The following is a 17450-nucleotide window of genomic DNA, read 5'->3' as shown; positions in this document are numbered from 1 at the left end:
AATGTACTTGATAGCTTAATCAAGCTTCATAAAGTGGATTATAAGAAAGCGGGGCTTGAGCACTTAGGTAAAGGTGCTGGCTATATAGAGCGTCAATTAAGCGGGTGGAGCGAGCGCTATAGTAAAGCAAAAACCTGGAATGTCCCCTCGGGTAAAAAAATAATGCGATGGCTAGAAAACCACATGCCCGCTAATGAACGCATTTGTATTACTCACAATGACTTCCGATTCGACAACGTGGTGTTAAAGCCAGATAACTATACGCAAATTATTGGTGTGTTGGACTGGGAACTCGCTACTTTGGGCGACCCGCTTATGGATTTGGGTAATACCTTGGCGTATTGGGTACAAGCGGATGATGACTTTTTGGCTCAATCAACGCGCCGCCAGCCTACTCACTTACCCGGTATGCTAACTCGAAAGCAGGTGGTTGCGTACTACTGCAAAGAGATGGAAATAGATGTAGATGATTTTACCTTTTACGAGGTATACGGGCTTTTCCGTTTAGCCGGTATTGCCCAGCAAATTTACTATCGATACCACCACAAGCAAACCAATAATCCAGCGTTTAAAAACTTTTGGATCTTCATTCATTACTTAATGTGGCGTTGTAATAAGGCCATAAAAGCATCAGGAAAACGATAATGACAACAAGACGCAATATTCTGATCACAGGCGCGAGTTCAGGCCTAGGCAAGGGAATGGCGATTGAGTTTGCCAAACAGGGTTGTAACCTAGCCCTATGCGCAAGACGCTTTGAGAATTTAGAAAAATTGAAAGACGAATTGCATTCAATTAACCCAAACATTGACGTGTATATTCGCTCGCTGGATGTCAATGATCACGATGCGGTGTTTGAAGTGTTTGACGCATTCAAAGATGACATGGGAACCCTTGATAGAGTCATTGTGAACGCAGGAATGGGCAAGGGCGCGTCGATTGGTACGGGGTATTTTCACGCTAACAAGCAAACGGCGGTGACTAACTTTGTGTCGGCGCTAGCACAATGTGAAGCGGCAATGGCTATCTTTAGGGCGCAAAATAGTGGTCATCTTGTGACGATTTCATCTATAAGCGCGGTGCGCGGCTTTAGGCGCGCCATGACTGTATACGCAGCAACAAAAGCAGGGCTTACATCAATGACAGAAGGCATTCGAATGGATGTAATGAATACGCCAATTAACGTCACCTGTATTCACCCCGGTTTTATTCGCAGCGAAATAAACGAAAAAGTAGAGAAAGTACCGTTTATTGTTGATACCGATGTGGGCTGTCGCGCTATGGTCAATGCAATCAATAAAGAAAAAGCGAATGCGTTTGTGCCAAGCTGGCCGTGGGCCATCCTTCACTGGATCATGCGTATTGCACCGGCAAGCTCAATAAGGAAGATGAGCTGATAAGTGGATAGCTGGGGGAGGAGCACACCGCGAAGACTTTTTATCTAGTGACAAAGCTCGCCTAGTGGTGGGCTTTATGCCTTTAAGTCTAAATTTGGAATCAGTAACCCATGCTAATTAGCGTCGATTACAGATACAAAAAAAGCGCCGAAGGGCGCTTTTTTAACTACTAATCGTAAAGATTAACCTAGTGCTTTGATTTGTGCAGCTAGACGGCTCTTATGACGAGCAGCTTTGTTCTTGTGAATCAAGCCTTTAGTAGCCATTCTGTCAAGTACTGGAGTAGCAGCAGTAAGTGCAGCTTGTGCCGCTTCTTTGTCACCGCTTGCAATTGCAGCGATAACTTTCTTGATGCTTGTACGAGTCATTGAACGACGGCTAGCGTTGTGCTGACGACGCTTTTCGGCTTGGATTGCACGCTTCTTAGCAGACTTAATGTTAGCCAAGGTGTAACTCCCAAAATAAATTCATGTCAAAAACGAGGGTGCGGATTGTGCCTACCAAACGCCCAAATGTCAAACGATTTAAAACTTAAATCGTTCCGCGTTAAAACGCGCAAGCTATTGAACACAAAGTATGCTCAACACGTTGCACATTCTTTGCGACATTTCTCTGCGACATTTTTTGAAAGAGATCCGCAGTGGTATTCTTTCAAGACATTTTAGCGATAGACATGCATAAACGACAGCACCCCATACCGGGCGCGGATTATAACAAGAAAGTTGTTAAAGATGCACAACTATTTTGAAGAAATCGTTTCGCCTGCGATAGCCTTTGGTTATTATGGCTCGCTTGCAACCTAGCGTTGCCGCTTTGCGGTTAGCAGACGCCTTTGACTATCTTTTAAATGGCTGATGCTATTCAGCCTATTCTTTACCTCTTATTGGAAGTGTGACGTGTCACGGAAGTTAATAAAATCTGGTCTTATCGTCAGTATTATGACCTTGGTCTCGCGAGTATTAGGCCTGGTGCGTGATGTTGTTGTTGCCAAGCTTATGGGCGATGGAGCAGCCGCTGACGTATTTTTCTTTGCTAACAAAATTCCTAATTTTCTTCGTCGTCTATTCGCTGAAGGTGCATTTGCACAAGCGTTTATTCCGGTATTAACCGAAGTCCACGAGAACGACGATAAAAAGCAGCTTAGAGAGTTCGTTGCAAAAGTCAGCGGTACATTAGGCGCTATTGTTTTTGTAGTTTCTATTATAGGGGTAATAGCATCTCCTGTTTTGGCGGCTTTATTTGGTACAGGCTGGTTTGTGGCGTGGCTCGAAGGGGACGAGGCCGGAGATAAGTTTGTGCTCGCGTCGACCATGTTAAAAATTACCTTTCCTTATTTGGCGTTTATCTCTCTGACTGGGTTGGCAGGGGCGATACTCAATACGCTCAATAAGTTTGCGGTTGCTGCCTTTACCCCTGTTTTACTTAACGTATGCATTATTGCATGCGCAATATACTTAGCACCTACGCTGGAGCAACCCGCATACGCGCTAGCGTGGGGTGTGTTTATCGGCGGTATCGTACAGTTCTTGTTTCAACTACCGTTTTTGTTCAGGGCAGGGCTCTTGGTAAAGCCAAAGTGGGGCTGGCATGACGAAAACGTGGTAAAAGTACGCACCCTGATGATCCCTGCCTTATTCGGTGTGTCAGTAGGGCAAATCAATTTGTTGTTTGATACCTTCATCGCCAGCTTTTTAGTTACCGGTTCTATTAGCTGGTTATACTATTCAGACAGGCTGCTTGAATTTCCCCTAGGGTTGTTTGGTATTGCCATCGCAACAGTCATTTTACCTACGCTATCCCGAAACCACGTCAGTAATAACCCCAAAGCGTTTGCTGCGAATATCGATTGGGCGTTTCGCATGGTGTGTTTATTGGGCATACCTGCTGCAGTGGGACTTGGCGTGATGGCAAGGCCTATTTTGACCGTTATTTTTCAGCGCGGCGCGTTTACTGCTGAAACCGCTATTATGGCGTCTTACTCGCTTACCGCGTACTCGTTTGGCTTGCTCAGCTTTATGTTGGTAAAAATTCTCGCGCCAGGTTTTTACTCCCGCCAAGACACCAAGACGCCAGTGAAATTTGGTATTTGGTGTATGGTCGCAAACATGGTGTTTAACCTTATTTTAGCGATTCCGTTTGGTTATGTAGGGCTTGCTGTCGCTACCAGTATGTCAGCTACGCTTAACGCCGCTTTGCTTTATATAACACTGCATAGACAAGGTGTATTTGCGTTAAGCCGCACATCGGTTTTGTTTATTGCCCGTGTGGTTATTGCAAGTGCTGCCATGGGCGGGCTTATTTATTATCGCGATCAAGGCTTAGCTTTCTTTGAATTGTCTCTTCCCGCCCAAATGTTAGAGGTAGGAATAACCATTTCGCTGTCGGTTATATTGTTTGTGACCACCATGGTGGTGCTGGGCATGCGACCCAGACATTTCAGAAGCGGCGGCGATTAGTATTCAATAGATGCGAAATAGCGCATGGAGCCAGAATGGCCCGTGTGCTTGGTATTGTGCTCGCGGTCGGCTATAATCGCGAGCTTTGATTTTCTAGCAGTTAAAAGGTAGTGGCTAACAGTGGAATTTATCCGCGGGCTAAACAATGTAAAACCGCACCATAAAGGGTGTGTGCTCACTATTGGCAAGTTCGACGGCGTACACCGTGGTCATCAAGCTGTGTTGGCTAACGTGCTTGAAAAAGCGAAATCGCTATCACTTCCTGCCACCGTAATGGTGTTCGAACCTCAGCCTGAAGAAGTCTTTATGCCTGATAAAGCACCAGCGCGTATAAGCCCTCTTCGCGAAAAGTACGAGTTGCTGCGCCAACAAGGTGTCGACAGACTGCTTGCTGTGCGATTTAACGCGGAGTTTGCTAAGCAAAGTGCCGATACCTTCGTTCACGATTTATTGGTGGACAAACTGGGTGTTAAATTTCTTGTTGTTGGCGACGATTTCCGTTTTGGCAATGGCCGCAAAGGGGATTTCGAAATGCTTGAGGCGGCAGGTCGCCAATACGGTTTCGAAGTAGTAAGCACCCACAGTTTTACCATGCATGCCCATCGAATAAGCTCTACCGCGGTGCGAGAAGCGTTGGCTGACAGCGACTTCGGTTTGTCTACCGAAATGCTAGGGCGCCCGTTTGCTATTCACGGTAGGGTGGTTCACGGCGAGAAAAAAGGTCGCACCATTGGTTTTCCCACCGCGAATGTCATGCTAAAACGTCAAAAAACGCCAATTCACGGCGTGTTCGCAGTTCGTGTCGACGTAGATGGAAAACACTATAACGGCGTTGCGAACATTGGTACCCGTCCTACTGTTAACGGGGTAAGAAACCAGTTAGAAGTCCATATTTTTGATTTGTCATCTGACCTTTACGGCAAGCCCATTACGGTGTTTCCGATGGCAAAAATAAGAGATGAAATTAAATTTGATTCTTTTGAGGCGTTGAAAGATCAAATTCAAGCAGATGCAGCACAAGCGCGTCTGTTATTAGCATAGTTAAACGTGATAAAGTCACGAAAAGTTTTTGCGCGTATCAGTTTTATTGAGCTCGATTTTTTTAAACGTGGATCCTTGTTCGCGAAACGCGTAAGTAAGTCACTGTGCTAGAACATATAATGTCAGCCTTGCGCTAGTAAGAACGACACACAGTTTTACGTTGAACCTTTTACATTCAGCGTTTTAATTTGAACATCGCAAAATGAATATCGCCTTCACAATGTGTTAGTGCATTGGGTGAAAATTAAGGTAACCGGATAATACAATTTTATGAGTGATTACAAAGCCACACTGAACCTTCCAGAAACTGCGTTTCCTATGCGCGGTAACCTTGCTCAGCGCGAGCCGAAAATGCTTAAAGACTGGCAGGAAAAAGGGGTATACAGCAAAATTCGTGAAGCGAAAAAAGGCAAAAAGCCATTTATTCTTCACGATGGCCCTCCTTATGCAAATGGCGATATTCACATTGGTCACGCGGTTAACAAAATTCTCAAAGACATTATTGTAAAGTCGAAAAACCTTTCTGACTTCGATTCTCCGTACGTTCCTGGATGGGACTGTCACGGTTTGCCGATTGAATTGATGGTAGAAAAGAAAGTTGGTAAGCCAGGTAAGAAAGTTACTGCGGCTGAATTTCGCCAGAAGTGTCGCGAATACGCACAAAAGCAAATTGACGGCCAAATGGCTGACTTTAAACGCTTAGGTGTGTTTGGTGAATGGGATAACCCATACAAAACCATGGACTTCAAATCTGAAGCCGATATCATTCGTGCATTAAGTAAAATTGTAGACTCTGGTCACTTAGAAAAGGGCTTCAAACCTGTTCACTGGTGTACAGATTGTGGTTCGGCACTTGCTGAAGCAGAAGTGGAATACAAAGACAAAGTATCACCGGCAATTGACGTTAAGTTCCCAGTAGCTGATGTGGCTGCTATTGCAGAAGCGTTTGGTGTGTCTGAAGATGATTTAACCACACACAAAGCAGGTGTAGTTATTTGGACCACCACACCGTGGACACTGCCAGCCAACCGTGCAATCAGCTTACACCCAGAGCTTACCTATGCGATTGTTGAAGTTCAGCCTTCAAATGAATGGCTAGTGGTAGCGCAGGACCTGCTTGAAAGCTGCATGAACCGTTACGGCGTTGAAGATTTCCGTGAAGTGGCAACCTGTACTGGTGCTGCGCTTGATAAGCTTAAAGTTAATCACCCATTCTTAGACCTTGAAGTTCCGTTAATTCTAGGCGACCACGTTACGACTGAATCTGGTACAGGTTGTGTACACACAGCGCCAGCTCATGGTGTTGACGACTTTAACGTGGGCAAGCAATACGATATCGAAGTGTACAATCCGGTAGGCAACAATGGCGTGTACCTTGAAAACACACCGCTGTTTGCAGGTCAGTTTGTATTTAAAGCCAACGATGAAATTATCGAAACGGTAAAAGAGAAGGGTAACCTTGTCCTAAACGTAAAATACGAGCACAGCTACCCGCATTGCTGGCGCCACAAAACGCCAATCATCTTCCGCGCTACGCCTCAGTGGTTTGTAAGCATGGATAAAAAAGGCCTTCGCGCTGAATCACTTGAACAAATTAAGCAAACCAAATGGATCCCGGACTGGGGCCAAAACCGCATTGAGAAAATGGTTGAAGGCCGTCCAGATTGGTGTATCTCTCGTCAACGTACGTGGGGCGTGCCTATTCCTTTGTATGTGCACAAACTTACCGGTGAAATCCACCCAGAGTCTGCGGCGTTAATGGAAAAGGTGGCACAAGAAGTTGAAGCTAAAGGCATTCAAGCGTGGTGGGATCTCGACGATGCAGCCCTGCTTGGTAGCGAATTAGACAACTATGAAAAAGTGACCGATACCCTAGACGTTTGGTTCGACTCGGGTGTAACGCATTACTTCGTTGTCGATCGTCGCGATGACATTCCGGCCTCTGCCGATTTATATCTTGAAGGTTCTGACCAGCATCGTGGTTGGTTTATGTCTTCGCTTATGTCATCAACTGCCATGCACGGTCACGCGCCTTATAAAGAAGTGCTAACACACGGCTTTACGGTAGATGCCCACGGCAGAAAAATGTCGAAGTCGGTAGGTAACGTTGTGGCGCCTCAGGAAGTCACTAACAAATTAGGCGCAGACATCCTTCGTCTATGGGTAGCATCTACTGACTATCGCGGCGAGATTGCGGTATCGGATGAAATCTTAAAGCGTGCTGCAGATGGCTACCGCCGCGTACGTAACACTGCACGCTTCTTGCTAGCGAACCTGAACGGTTTCTCGGTTGAAGATGCGGTTGCAGAAGAAGATATGGTCGCGCTTGACCGCTGGATTGTTGCTCGTGCTAAGGCTCTTCAAGAAGAGCTTATCGAAGCGTATGACAACTACGACTTGCTGGTAGTGTCACAGAAGCTTACGCACTTCTGCTCAATTGAGCTGGGCTCATTCTATTTAGACGTGATTAAAGACCGCCAGTACACAGCTAAAGCAGATGGGCTAGCCCGTCGTTCATGCCAAACGGCCATGTATCATATCATTGAAGCATTGGTTCGCTGGATGGCGCCGATTACCAGCTTTACTGCTCAAGAAATCTGGGAAACGTTACCAGGTGAGCGCAGCGAGTTTGTATTCACTGAAACCTGGTACGAAGGGTTTAATAACTTCACGCAAAGCGATACGTTTAACGATGCCCTTTGGCATCAAGTGTTAAGCGTTAAAGACGCGGCCAACCAAGCAATGGAGCAGGCGCGTAAAGATGGCAAGCTAGGTGGCTCACTAGAAGCAAGCATTTCGCTTTATGCTACCGAGTCGTTGTACAACGTACTTGCAAAGCTTGAAGATGAGCTACGCTTCGTACTTATTACATCAGGCGTTACGCTAACGAAAGTTGACAGTGCACCGTCTGATGCGAAAGCCACAGACGTTGAAGGTTTATGGTTGAGCGTTGATAAAGCAAGCGGTGAAAAGTGTGTTCGCTGCTGGCATCACCGTGAAGATGTAGGCTCACATGAAGGTCACGAAGAGCTTTGTGGTCGCTGTGTGACAAACATTGACGGTGATGGAGAAGAACGCCACTATGCTTAAGCTTTTTCGCGATACAGGCTTGCGTTTTTTGTGGATAAGCGCAATTGCGTTTATCCTCGACCAATGGAGTAAGTACACGGTTATCGACAGCATGTCCTTGTATCAGTCGATTCAGGTATTGCCGTTTTTTAACTTTACTTACGTACACAATTACGGCGCCGCATTTAGCTTTTTAGAAAATGCAGGTGGCTGGCAGCGCTTGTTCTTCACTGCCATTGCTGTCGTGGTAAGTGTAGTGATTTTGTGGTGGCTGAAGCAGTCACCCCGTTCGCAAAAAATGCTGCCCGTTGCGTTTGCCTTTATTCTAGGTGGTGCACTAGGCAATGTTTACGACCGTTTAGTCCATGGTTATGTCATCGACTTTTTAGATTTTTACGTAAACAATTACCACTGGCCAGCGTTTAACATTGCCGACAGCGCAATATTTATCGGCGCGGCTTTACTTATTATCGACATGTTTAAAAATGGCGATAAAAAAAGCGAAAGCAACGGTGCAAACGCGCAAACTAGCGCGGCAGACAGTAGCGAAACCATTAAGTAGTATTCGGAAAGGTTATGACAGACTCATTGATAATTGGTGCTGACAACGAAGTTATTCTTCACTTTGATTTAAAGCTAGAAGATGGCTCTGCCGCTGACAGTACTCGTGTAAACAACAAACCTGCCAAAATGGTGATGGGTGACGGTAGCCTTACGCCGAATTTTGAAGCGTGTTTACTTGGGCTTAAAAAAGGTGACAAAAAGTCATTTAAATTAGGCCCTGAAGATGCATTCGGCCAGTCTGATCCGAATAATATTCATTATATGGATAGAAGCCGCTTTGGTGCAGATTTGCAGGTTGAGGAAGGCATGATTTTAGCGTTTGCTCAGCCTGACGGTTCAGAGATTCCGGGGATTATTCGAAGTGCTGCTGGAGATTCTGTTACGGTAGACTTCAATCACCCGCTAGCAGGGCAAACGGTTATCTTTGACGTTGAAATTATTGATGTTAAACCTGGCGTGTCAGCACAAGGTGGAAACTAGTTATGCAAATTCATTTAGCTAACCCTCGTGGCTTCTGCGCGGGCGTTGATAGAGCTATCACCATCGTTGAACGCGCGCTTGAAATGTTCGAGCCGCCCATTTATGTACGCCACGAAGTGGTACACAATAAATTTGTGGTAGATGGGCTACGTGAGCGTGGTGCGCTATTTGTTGATGAGCTTCACGAAGTACCAGACGACAGCATAGTAATATTTTCTGCCCATGGCGTATCGCAAGCGGTAAGAAAAGAAGCGGAAAATCGCGGTTTAAAGGTCTTTGATGCCACGTGCCCCTTAGTGACGAAAGTACATATGGAAGTTACCCGCGCTAGCAAAACGGGCACTGAATGTATCTTGATTGGTCATGCTGGTCACCCTGAAGTAGAGGGCACCATGGGTCAGTACAGCAACGAAGATGGCGGTATTTATTTAGTTGAATCTGAAGCTGATGTGGCAACGCTTGAAGTTAAAGACCCGACCAACCTTTATTATTGCAGCCAAACTACGCTGTCTGTTGATGATACAGCCGATGTTATTGACGCACTTCGCGCTAAGTTCCCCAAAATCAATGGTCCGAGAAAAGACGACATTTGCTATGCCACGCAGAATCGCCAAGACGCGGTGCGTGACCTAGCCCAAGATTGTCAGGTTTTACTGGTTGTTGGGGCACAGAATAGCTCAAACTCGAACCGTCTTCGCGAGTTGGCTGAAAAAATTGGCGCAAAAGCGTATTTGATTGCTGACGCTAATTGCATTCAAGAGGAATGGCTAGAAGGTGTAGAGCATATTGGCGTTACTGCAGGCGCGTCTGCACCGGAAGTGTTAGTGCAAGGTGTGGTAAACAAGCTCAAAGCGTGGGGTGCTGTTTCAGCTTCTGAGCGTGCTGGACGCGAAGAAAATGTGGAATTTGCAGTACCTAAAGAGCTGCGTGTTAAACAGGTCGTTTAATTTATCCGCACTATCAAAATAAAAAAACACCGCACTTAGTTGCGGTGTTTTTTTATGCTTTTGTCTACTGGAAATTCAACAAGTTGCGAATGGATAATAATACCTTTAGAACTGGGTATTTTAACATGAACAGGCTACACGGTTCGGCTTTAAGGTAGCACCTTTTGTGCCGTAAACGTACATTGTAAAGCGGTGTTATAGCACGCTAACCATTTAGAGCCTGTTACTTTAAAGATAAAATGGTCGAGCAGTCTGCCTTGTACTTGCTTGCTAGAACAGGTCACAGAAAATTATACGTTTTAATAACCATTGATACCCAGTGTTATACGCTTTTGTCTTACTATACTACATTGGTGATAACACCAATTTGAATGTTAGGTATATGGCAAAAAAGATGATTGCTGAAAAGGTGATAATGAAGCGAGTGAAGGGAAGTCATATTCGCGCACAACGCGGTGCAGGTCTTATAGAGATCTTAATCACCTTATTTATATTAGCTGTGGGCTTACTGGGTGTTGCTGCGCTCCAGTTTACGGGCTCTTTTGCCAATAAAGACGCAATAAGCCGAACTCAGGCCGAGATGGTGGCAGCACAAGTTGCAGAACGATTGAGAGCCGCCGCTCGCCCAGCAACAGTGGGAGACGGCATGGTAGTCAACAATGCGTACTTCTCTAGCGATACCTATAATTTTGCCACGTTAAGTTGTTCTGGCTCGTCTCACCCTTATCACTGCTACTGTCTGGCAAGGCCGGCAGGGATCCCAAATTGCGAAGGCCAGGCCTGTACTGAAGCACAGATGGCTGAGTACGATGGTTGGGCGCTATCGTGCTCAGCAGTACAAACCAATCCTCAAACTAAAGTGTCGGTATCGTGTGACGACAACAATACGGCAGATATTTACAGCTGTAGTGCAGGTTCTCGTGTAGAAGTGTTGTTGACGTGGCCTGTCGCTTCTTCGGGAAATCAGACCTATACCCTTAATGCGCGATGTAACGAATCTGAAGGTGACAGTAACGCATGTGTGTTTAAGGATATTACATTATGAATGCACGTCGCCACCGCCCACAGCAGGGTTTCTCCCTTGTCGAGTTAATGATTACGTTAACGTTGGGGTTAGTGATATCAGGCGCGATTATTCAAGTGCTCGTCAGTAGTAGCGTGACGAATAAGCTCAATCAAGCCGTGGCTCAAGTACAAGAGTCAGGCCGTTTTATCATGGCTCGCCTCTCTGCAGAATTCTATGAAGTCGGCCGTTATGATCAGATAGTCGCGGATGTGGATACATCCGTTGATATCGTTGCCGAAGCGGCCTATGTGGAAAATCACCCCATCGCTGTAGCAGGGGATTTCGCTACCAACGCTACACTAGGCAGCATACAAACCTCTAGTGGCGGCAGTGATAAGCTGGTTGTAAGCCTACTAAGTGACGAAGATTGTACTGGAAACCAGCACGGTTATGGCGGTCTCGAGTTTCACGTTGTTAATCACTACTTTGTAAGCGGCAGTACACTTAAGTGCACAGGATATGATGGTCGTGTACTTCGTGGCCTAAAGGTGCAGACAGTGTCGCCCCTTACCGTAACATTGCTCGATAACGTCGAAAGTTTCCAAGTGCAGTTCGGCGTTTCAAGCAGCATTACCAATTCTCAAGGGCAAGCTGTTTCGTATGTAACCGCAGATGAAATTGAAGATTTAAGGGCGCTTAATCAACAAGTTGTGTCACTGCGCTGGGCGCTAATGCTTAAAAGCTATCAAAATGAAGTGAGACAAACACAGTCTCAGAAATATGCGCTGTTAAACGAAGCATCTAAAACGATGGACACGGCCCATTATTATCAAGTGTTCTCAAAAACGTTGGCACTTCGAAATATGAAAAATTTTGTCAGGAGTTCGCGATGAAACAACAAGGCTTAGTGATGGTATTCGCACTTCTTGTGTTGCTTTCAATCACTGTTTTAGGGGTAAGCGCGGTAACCAGTAGCTTGTCTCAGTCTAAAATGGCAGTGTCTATGCAGCAAAGTGGTTTGGCTTTTGATGCTGCTGAAGCAGCGATCGCGGGCGTTTTCTTTGAATCTGAAGATGAAACCTTACTTACCGACCCGAATAAGACAGACCCGCTCTCGGAAGCTCGGCAGGGTAACGTGTTTGACCCTGAAGCAGATTCAATGAGCTGTTTCGATGACGGGGAGTGGACTGACAGATATATGACTGAAGGCGGCCTTGCTGTTGGTGACAGACATGTGGTGGATGGCACGTATCAAAGTGAGGCCTCGTCAAAGAGTTGGTCGCGCACTGCGTTTATCAGAGAGCAGGCTTGTCGAGGCTCGAGTAACGTGATTGGTGGAAGTAACGTCAATTGCCATGTATTCATTATCAGAGGATGTGGGAAAGTGGCGGGTAAATCTTCTGTTGTGGCGAACAGCTTGGCTGCCTCTGTATTTGGCCCTGCGTCTCAATAGGTATTAATATGAAGAAACTCTCGACTTACCTTGCCTCTATTACACTATTTAGCTGTATCGGTTTCTCTGCGTTTGGTGACGACCTTGATATTTACCTAGGCAACGCAAATAACGCCGTAACCTATAACCCGAATGTGCTGTTTATCATGGACTCATCGGGAAGTATGGGATCTTACGATAACACCAGCCAAACTCGAATGTTGCGCGTACAGAATGCACTAAAAGAAGCGCTCGGTTCGGCGACCAATATTAACGCAGGTTTGATGCGTTTTTCGGATTACGGTGGCCCAATCCTCTATCCGGTTCGCAATATAGATGAAGCGGTAAGACCTGAAATTATCATTTCAACCAACGACGACGATCACGACGCACATGAAATAGACGGTAGCGTTACCACTGACAGCAATGACCTTGTATTAAGCAGCGGTACCCAAACCGTAACCTCTGGTCTGCGTTTTACCGAGTTAAACATACCTCAAGGCGCGACAATCGTTAATGCCAGTATTAGGTTTACTTCAGAAAAATTCAATGTGGCGGGTACATCCCTTGTTATATCAGCTGAAGCATCGGCATCAAGTACAGCCTTTGCTTCGTCTTCGAACAATTTGAGTGCGCGAACGAAGACCGCGGCTAACGTTGAGTGGGCAACCGACAATAGCTTTCCCGCCTCAGGCGAGGTGATAACTACACCTGATATAAGTGCAGTCATTCAAGAAGTCGTCGATTTATCGGCATGGTGTGGCGGCAAGAACCTTAATATTTTAATAGAAGGCTCTAGCACCGATTCAGCAAGCTCTCGTGAGGTAAGAGCCAGTGACGTAGGCCAAAGTGGTGCGCCACAGTTGGTGGTAACTTATGATGACTCTACCGCTACGGGCTGTGTTCAAGGCGAAGCAATTTATCAAGTAGCCAGTTCACGAGATAACTTGGAAGAGAACGTAAACGGCTACCCGAATACCGGCAGTGAACTGACCTTCCACCCATCTTACAATGATTACATAGGCGTTCGATTCCGCAATGTGAACATTCCTCAAGGGGCGGTAGTAACAGAAGCGTATCTTGAGTTTACTGCTTACAGTACGGTGACCTATGGTAACCCGAGCATGCGCATTAGGGGCGTAGCTGATGATGATGCGTCTGATTTTCATCCTGACCGTCGTAACCGCTTACGAAATTTGCCTAAAACATCGGGTATTACTTGGTCCATGCCTGATTTTTACAACAATTATACCTACCGTACGCCTGACGTGAGCAACATTGTTAAGCAAATTGTTGATCGTTCAGGGTGGCAGTCAGGTAACGATATGGCATTTGTTCTTGATGATTTTGTGTCGTACCGCGGTGCGCATACGTATAACAACTCGCCATCTAAAGCACCGAAGCTTATTGTGAAGTTTAACGGCTCGGCGACACCTGGCGCTTCAGCAACGGTCCGTGAACATTTAATCAGTAAAATAGATGAGCTTAGCGCCAACGGTCTAACCCCTATAGTAGACACATTGTTGGAAGCGGCTAACTATTATGGCGGTAGAGACGTAGATTATGGGCGAAAACGTGGGGAAAGTGACGTTAGCAGCTCTGTGCGAAGAAGTACTCGTGTGAGCCACAGAAGCTCTTACATAGGTGCAGATTCAATTTTGCCTTCGGGCTGCTCGGAAGACAACTTGTCAGACAGCGACTGTATCACTGAGCAGATCCCAACGCCGGCAAGTTACATTTCGCCAGTGTCTGACCTACAGTGCCAAACGAACAACCACATTGTTTTATTGTCCGACGGTGAAGCGAACAACAACCACAGTGTTTCGAAAATTCAGACGTTACTTGGTAAAAGCTGTACCGGAAGTAGCGGTGAGAAGTGCGGCCTAGATTTAGTGAGAAATATCAGTGAAGCGTCAACGTCAGTAATAGGCCCAAGGGTTATTACACACACCATCGGGTTTGCGGCGAACAATAACGCCAACAACTTCCTTAATCAGCTTGCTTTGCAAAGTGGTGGTGGTTTCTATCAGGCTGATAACAGTACGGATTTGCTCGAGGCGTTTAATACTATTTTGCGTTCTGTAAAAGATATTAATGCAACCTTTGTGTCGCCTGGTGTGGCGGTTAACCAGCTAAACCGTCTAACCCATAGAGATGAATTATACTTCGCATTGTTTAAGCCGAGCGAGGGGGCGATTTGGCCAGGGAACCTTAAACGTTATCGCTTAAGTGGTGATGAAATTCTCGATAAAAACAGCCTAAATGCGGTGGATAGCGTTACGGGATTCTTCGCTGAAAATGCACACAGCTATTGGTCAACCCTTGCTGACGGCAGCGAGGTGAGTGAAGGTGGAGCAGCCAGTCGCTTGGGCGGGAACCGAAATATATACGTGTTCAATGATACGGGTAGCATTGTAAGAAGTGCCAATGAATTACACGAAAACAATACGAATATAACGAATGCTGACCTTGCCATTCAGGATGAAACTGACGCGAATGCACTAAGAGATGCCATCTTAAAGTGGACTCGAGGCGTGGACGTAAAAGACAGTAACGGCGATGGAAGTACAACTGACTATCGCTCTCAAATGGGCGATCCCATTCACTCTCAGCCTATAATTGTTAACTACGGTACTGACGACTCGGCCATTTTTGTCGCCACCAACCAAGGAATGTTGCATTCATTCGACACTTCAACAGGCGAAGAGAACTTTGCCATCATGCCTAAAACATTGCTGCAGAATCTACATCATTTTTATAAAGACACATCATCGCTAGAGCACAAATATGGCTTAGATGGTGACATGATTCTAAGAACAGTTGGAGACAACAAGTACCTTTATGTTGGTATGCGCAGGGGGGGACGTAATTATTATGTCTTTGATGTGACGCAAAAGACCTCACCCACGCTGAAATTCAAAATTGAAGGCGGGGCGGGGACGCTGACAAAGTTGGGCCAGACGTGGTCGAGACCAACAATTACTAAAGTGAACATGGGCGGACAAGTTAAAAATGTCATGATTGTTGGCGGTGGCTACGATGACGCACAAGATGATCGTGCTATTCGAGCAAATGATGTCGTTGGCAATGCTGTGTTTATGTTCGACGCTGATACTGGCAGCCTCTTGTGGCATGCAAGTAATGAAGATGCGGATTTAAACTTAACGAATATGACATACAGCGTTCCAGGGCGAATTTCAGTTATTGATAGGGATAACGATGGGTTTGCGGACCATATGTATGTGGCCGATATGGGCGGCCAGTTATTCAGGTTAGACATCTATAATGGAAATTCAGGTACGAATTTTATAAAAGGCGCGCGCATTGCCGACTTCGGTGGCGACACAGCAGAAACCAACCGACATTTCTACTATGGGCCAGACGTAACAGAGATAGCGCTAGGCGATGAGTTGTATTATGGCATAGCCCTTGGCAGTGGATGGCGTGCATCTCCGCTTGATACCGTAGTTGAAGACAACTTTTATATGCTTAAAGACAGCGGCGTATTTAACCGTGATGTAAATGGGAATTACACATTTATGCAAACGGTTTATGAGAGTGGAATGTACAACGCCACGAGTCATGCCTTAAATAGTAGTGACGAGGGGGAGCGCGAGTTGGCTTCACAGGACTTTGCTAACAAGGCTGGGTGGTATTTGAATTTAACCACTAACGGTGAAAAGGTACTGTCTTCTCCGCTAATTATCGATTACAAGGTGTTCTTTACGACCTATGTTCCGGCGGTGAGTAGTACCAGTGCATGTGCTCCGCCCACGGGTAATAGTCGCGCTTATTTAGTCAGTATGTTTAATGGCAACGCCGTCACAGATGTAAATAATGACGGAGAAGTTAACGACGCTGACCGCTCAGCAGAATTAAAACAAACTGGCATCGCACCAGAGACCAAAATTCTTATAGAAGATATTGTGAGTCCAGTGGTTTGCTTGGGTACTGAATGTGTCTCAGCAGTGATTGACGTTGATGAAGATGGCAACGACGAGGCATGTACTAACGCATTTGAGTGTTTAGCTGAAAATATTTACGGAAGATTCGAGCGAATTCAGCGTGGTAGTTGGCACTCAGAAACAGAGAGGGAATAATTGTGAAGCATAAAAAAACAGAGAGCGGATTTTCATTAATTGAGCTTATGATAGTTGTGGCGATAGTGGGCATTATTGCCGCCATTGCATACCCTTCTTACCAAGGTGTTATTGCCGATGGATACCGCGGCACAGGGCAGGCTGACTTGTTGGGGTTCGCATCTGCAATGGAACGTCATCACAGTGGTTCTTTCAGTTATGAAGGTGCGGCAAGTGGTGGCGCAAACACCGGCGCGCCAGCCGTTTTTTCTACTTATTCTCCGTCTTCTGAGCCCCAAGCAAATCGCCGTTATAATTTAACTATACAAGCGGCCAGCGCAACAGCTTATGAGTTGAGGGCAACGCCAGTCAGCGGCACAGGTCAAGCATCAGATGGCACGTTGTTTTACTTCAGTGATGGGAGAAAGGGTTGGGATAAAAATAACAATGGATCCCTTGAGTCCGATGAATATTGCTGGTCATGCTAATTATTAATACTGGTAGATATTCGTTAAGCGATTAATGCCACAGGTCGTTTTGACGCCTTAAAAAACGTGGCGTTGATGTGCTATTGGGCTGAAATTACCAGTAATGACGGTTCACCAAATATTGCGATGTCATCCCAACGTTGGTCAACCGGGTCGTTAACTAGAGCGAGTCGATCCGAATTCAATGAGCCATTGTGCTCAGCGTTTTCATCCAAAGTCACTTGAAAGAGAAGCCTAGAATCAATGCGAGTGGCAAGTAGATAGGTGGTAGTGCTTGTTAAAATAAGCAGTGCCAGCAACACTTCAATTAAAATACTTCCTGTATTTTTCAATTTAGGCATCTTTGAGGATCCTTTATTTCTGGTTTTTCGTTTACCTAATATTCAGCTCAATTGTTTGTTGAGTTATTCCTATACCATGAACCCGGGATAAGGATAATTTTAGCGAGTGTAGTGTGCGATTGAAGGTTTTTTAGCACCGCGGTGGACGGT

Annotated in this window: 15 protein-coding genes; 13 read left to right on the top strand and 2 right to left on the bottom strand. The window is 45.8% G+C overall.

The window, feature by feature from the left end; genetic code table 11:
* Both QVA83_RS20675 and QVA83_RS20670 read left to right on the top strand, forming a co-directional pair.
* On the top strand, nucleotides 1-645 hold a 645-nt coding region (locus QVA83_RS20675), incomplete at its 5' end, for a phosphotransferase family protein (RefSeq protein ID WP_287498905.1).
* Nucleotides 645-1397, top strand: coding sequence for an SDR family oxidoreductase (locus tag QVA83_RS20670; protein WP_014950135.1), 753 nt, complete (start codon nucleotides 645-647; stop codon nucleotides 1395-1397). The genes QVA83_RS20675 and QVA83_RS20670, both read left to right, overlap by 1 nt.
* Before the next feature lie 182 nt (nucleotides 1398-1579).
* Here the strand turns inward: QVA83_RS20670 and rpsT are convergent, their stop codons facing one another.
* Nucleotides 1580-1843 (bottom strand): 30S ribosomal protein S20, encoded by a 264-nt coding sequence (gene rpsT, locus QVA83_RS20665; protein WP_014950134.1) that lies wholly within the window; start codon nucleotides 1841-1843, stop codon nucleotides 1580-1582.
* 450 nt (nucleotides 1844-2293) lie between these two features.
* On the opposite strand from rpsT, the gene murJ reads away from it, so the two are divergent.
* The 11 genes from murJ (at nucleotide 2294) to QVA83_RS20610 (ending at nucleotide 16959) form a co-directional block, all read left to right on the top strand.
* Nucleotides 2294-3853, top strand: a complete 1560-nt coding sequence (gene murJ, locus QVA83_RS20660) for a murein biosynthesis integral membrane protein MurJ (RefSeq protein WP_168463244.1) — start codon at nucleotides 2294-2296, stop codon at nucleotides 3851-3853.
* A 120-nt stretch (nucleotides 3854-3973) separates the two neighbouring features.
* Nucleotides 3974-4894 carry a bifunctional riboflavin kinase/FAD synthetase gene (gene ribF / locus QVA83_RS20655; protein ID WP_014950132.1) on the top strand — a complete coding sequence of 307 codons (921 nt, stop codon included), beginning with the start codon at nucleotides 3974-3976 and terminating at the stop codon, nucleotides 4892-4894.
* 270 nt (nucleotides 4895-5164) lie between these two features.
* Nucleotides 5165-7984, top strand: a complete 2820-nt coding sequence (gene ileS, locus QVA83_RS20650; protein ID WP_069944617.1) for an isoleucine--tRNA ligase — start codon at nucleotides 5165-5167, stop codon at nucleotides 7982-7984.
* Nucleotides 7977-8525 carry a signal peptidase II gene (gene lspA / locus QVA83_RS20645; RefSeq protein WP_287498904.1) on the top strand — a complete coding sequence of 183 codons (549 nt, stop codon included), beginning with the start codon at nucleotides 7977-7979 and terminating at the stop codon, nucleotides 8523-8525. The genes ileS and lspA overlap by 8 nt, the downstream gene beginning before the upstream one ends.
* A 14-nt stretch (nucleotides 8526-8539) precedes the next feature.
* The gene (gene fkpB / locus QVA83_RS20640) at nucleotides 8540-9007 is read left to right on the top strand and encodes an FKBP-type peptidyl-prolyl cis-trans isomerase (RefSeq protein WP_014950129.1); all 468 of its coding nucleotides are present in this window, start codon (nucleotides 8540-8542) and stop codon (nucleotides 9005-9007) included.
* 2 nt (nucleotides 9008-9009) lie between these two features.
* Nucleotides 9010-9954 (top strand): 4-hydroxy-3-methylbut-2-enyl diphosphate reductase, encoded by a 945-nt coding sequence (gene ispH, locus QVA83_RS20635; protein WP_014977011.1) that lies wholly within the window; start codon nucleotides 9010-9012, stop codon nucleotides 9952-9954.
* A gap of 394 nt (nucleotides 9955-10348) precedes the next feature.
* Nucleotides 10349-10999, top strand: a complete 651-nt coding sequence (locus QVA83_RS20630) for a PilV family protein (protein ID WP_080590400.1) — start codon at nucleotides 10349-10351, stop codon at nucleotides 10997-10999.
* Nucleotides 10996-11853 (top strand): PilW family protein, encoded by an 858-nt coding sequence (locus QVA83_RS20625; protein WP_014950126.1) that lies wholly within the window; start codon nucleotides 10996-10998, stop codon nucleotides 11851-11853. Before QVA83_RS20630 ends, QVA83_RS20625 begins: the two co-directional genes overlap by 4 nt.
* A complete protein-coding gene (locus QVA83_RS20620; RefSeq protein ID WP_014950125.1) occupies nucleotides 11850-12413 on the top strand; it encodes a PilX N-terminal domain-containing pilus assembly protein in 564 nt (187 codons plus the stop codon). Before QVA83_RS20625 ends, QVA83_RS20620 begins: the two co-directional genes overlap by 4 nt.
* 8 nt (nucleotides 12414-12421) lie before the next feature.
* Nucleotides 12422-16492 (top strand): PilC/PilY family type IV pilus protein, encoded by a 4071-nt coding sequence (locus QVA83_RS20615; RefSeq protein WP_287498903.1) that lies wholly within the window; start codon nucleotides 12422-12424, stop codon nucleotides 16490-16492.
* A gap of 2 nt (nucleotides 16493-16494) precedes the next feature.
* Nucleotides 16495-16959, top strand: a complete 465-nt coding sequence (locus QVA83_RS20610; protein ID WP_014950123.1) for a type IV pilin protein — start codon at nucleotides 16495-16497, stop codon at nucleotides 16957-16959.
* Nucleotides 16960-17039: 80 nt separating this feature from the next.
* Here QVA83_RS20610 and QVA83_RS20605 read toward each other — a convergent pair whose 3' ends face one another.
* Complete coding sequence (locus QVA83_RS20605; RefSeq protein ID WP_039228309.1) at nucleotides 17040-17300, bottom strand: hypothetical protein; 261 nt, start codon at nucleotides 17298-17300, stop codon at nucleotides 17040-17042.
* Between the last annotated feature and the right edge of the window lie 150 nt (nucleotides 17301-17450).

The sequence above is a fragment of the Alteromonas sp. AO-Serp genome (genome assembly GCF_017849675.1).
In the GTDB taxonomy this organism is placed as follows: domain Bacteria; phylum Pseudomonadota; class Gammaproteobacteria; order Enterobacterales; family Alteromonadaceae; genus Alteromonas; species Alteromonas macleodii.
The sequence above is the reverse complement of the archived record's forward strand: the minus strand, read 5'-3'. Positions and strand labels throughout refer to the sequence as shown.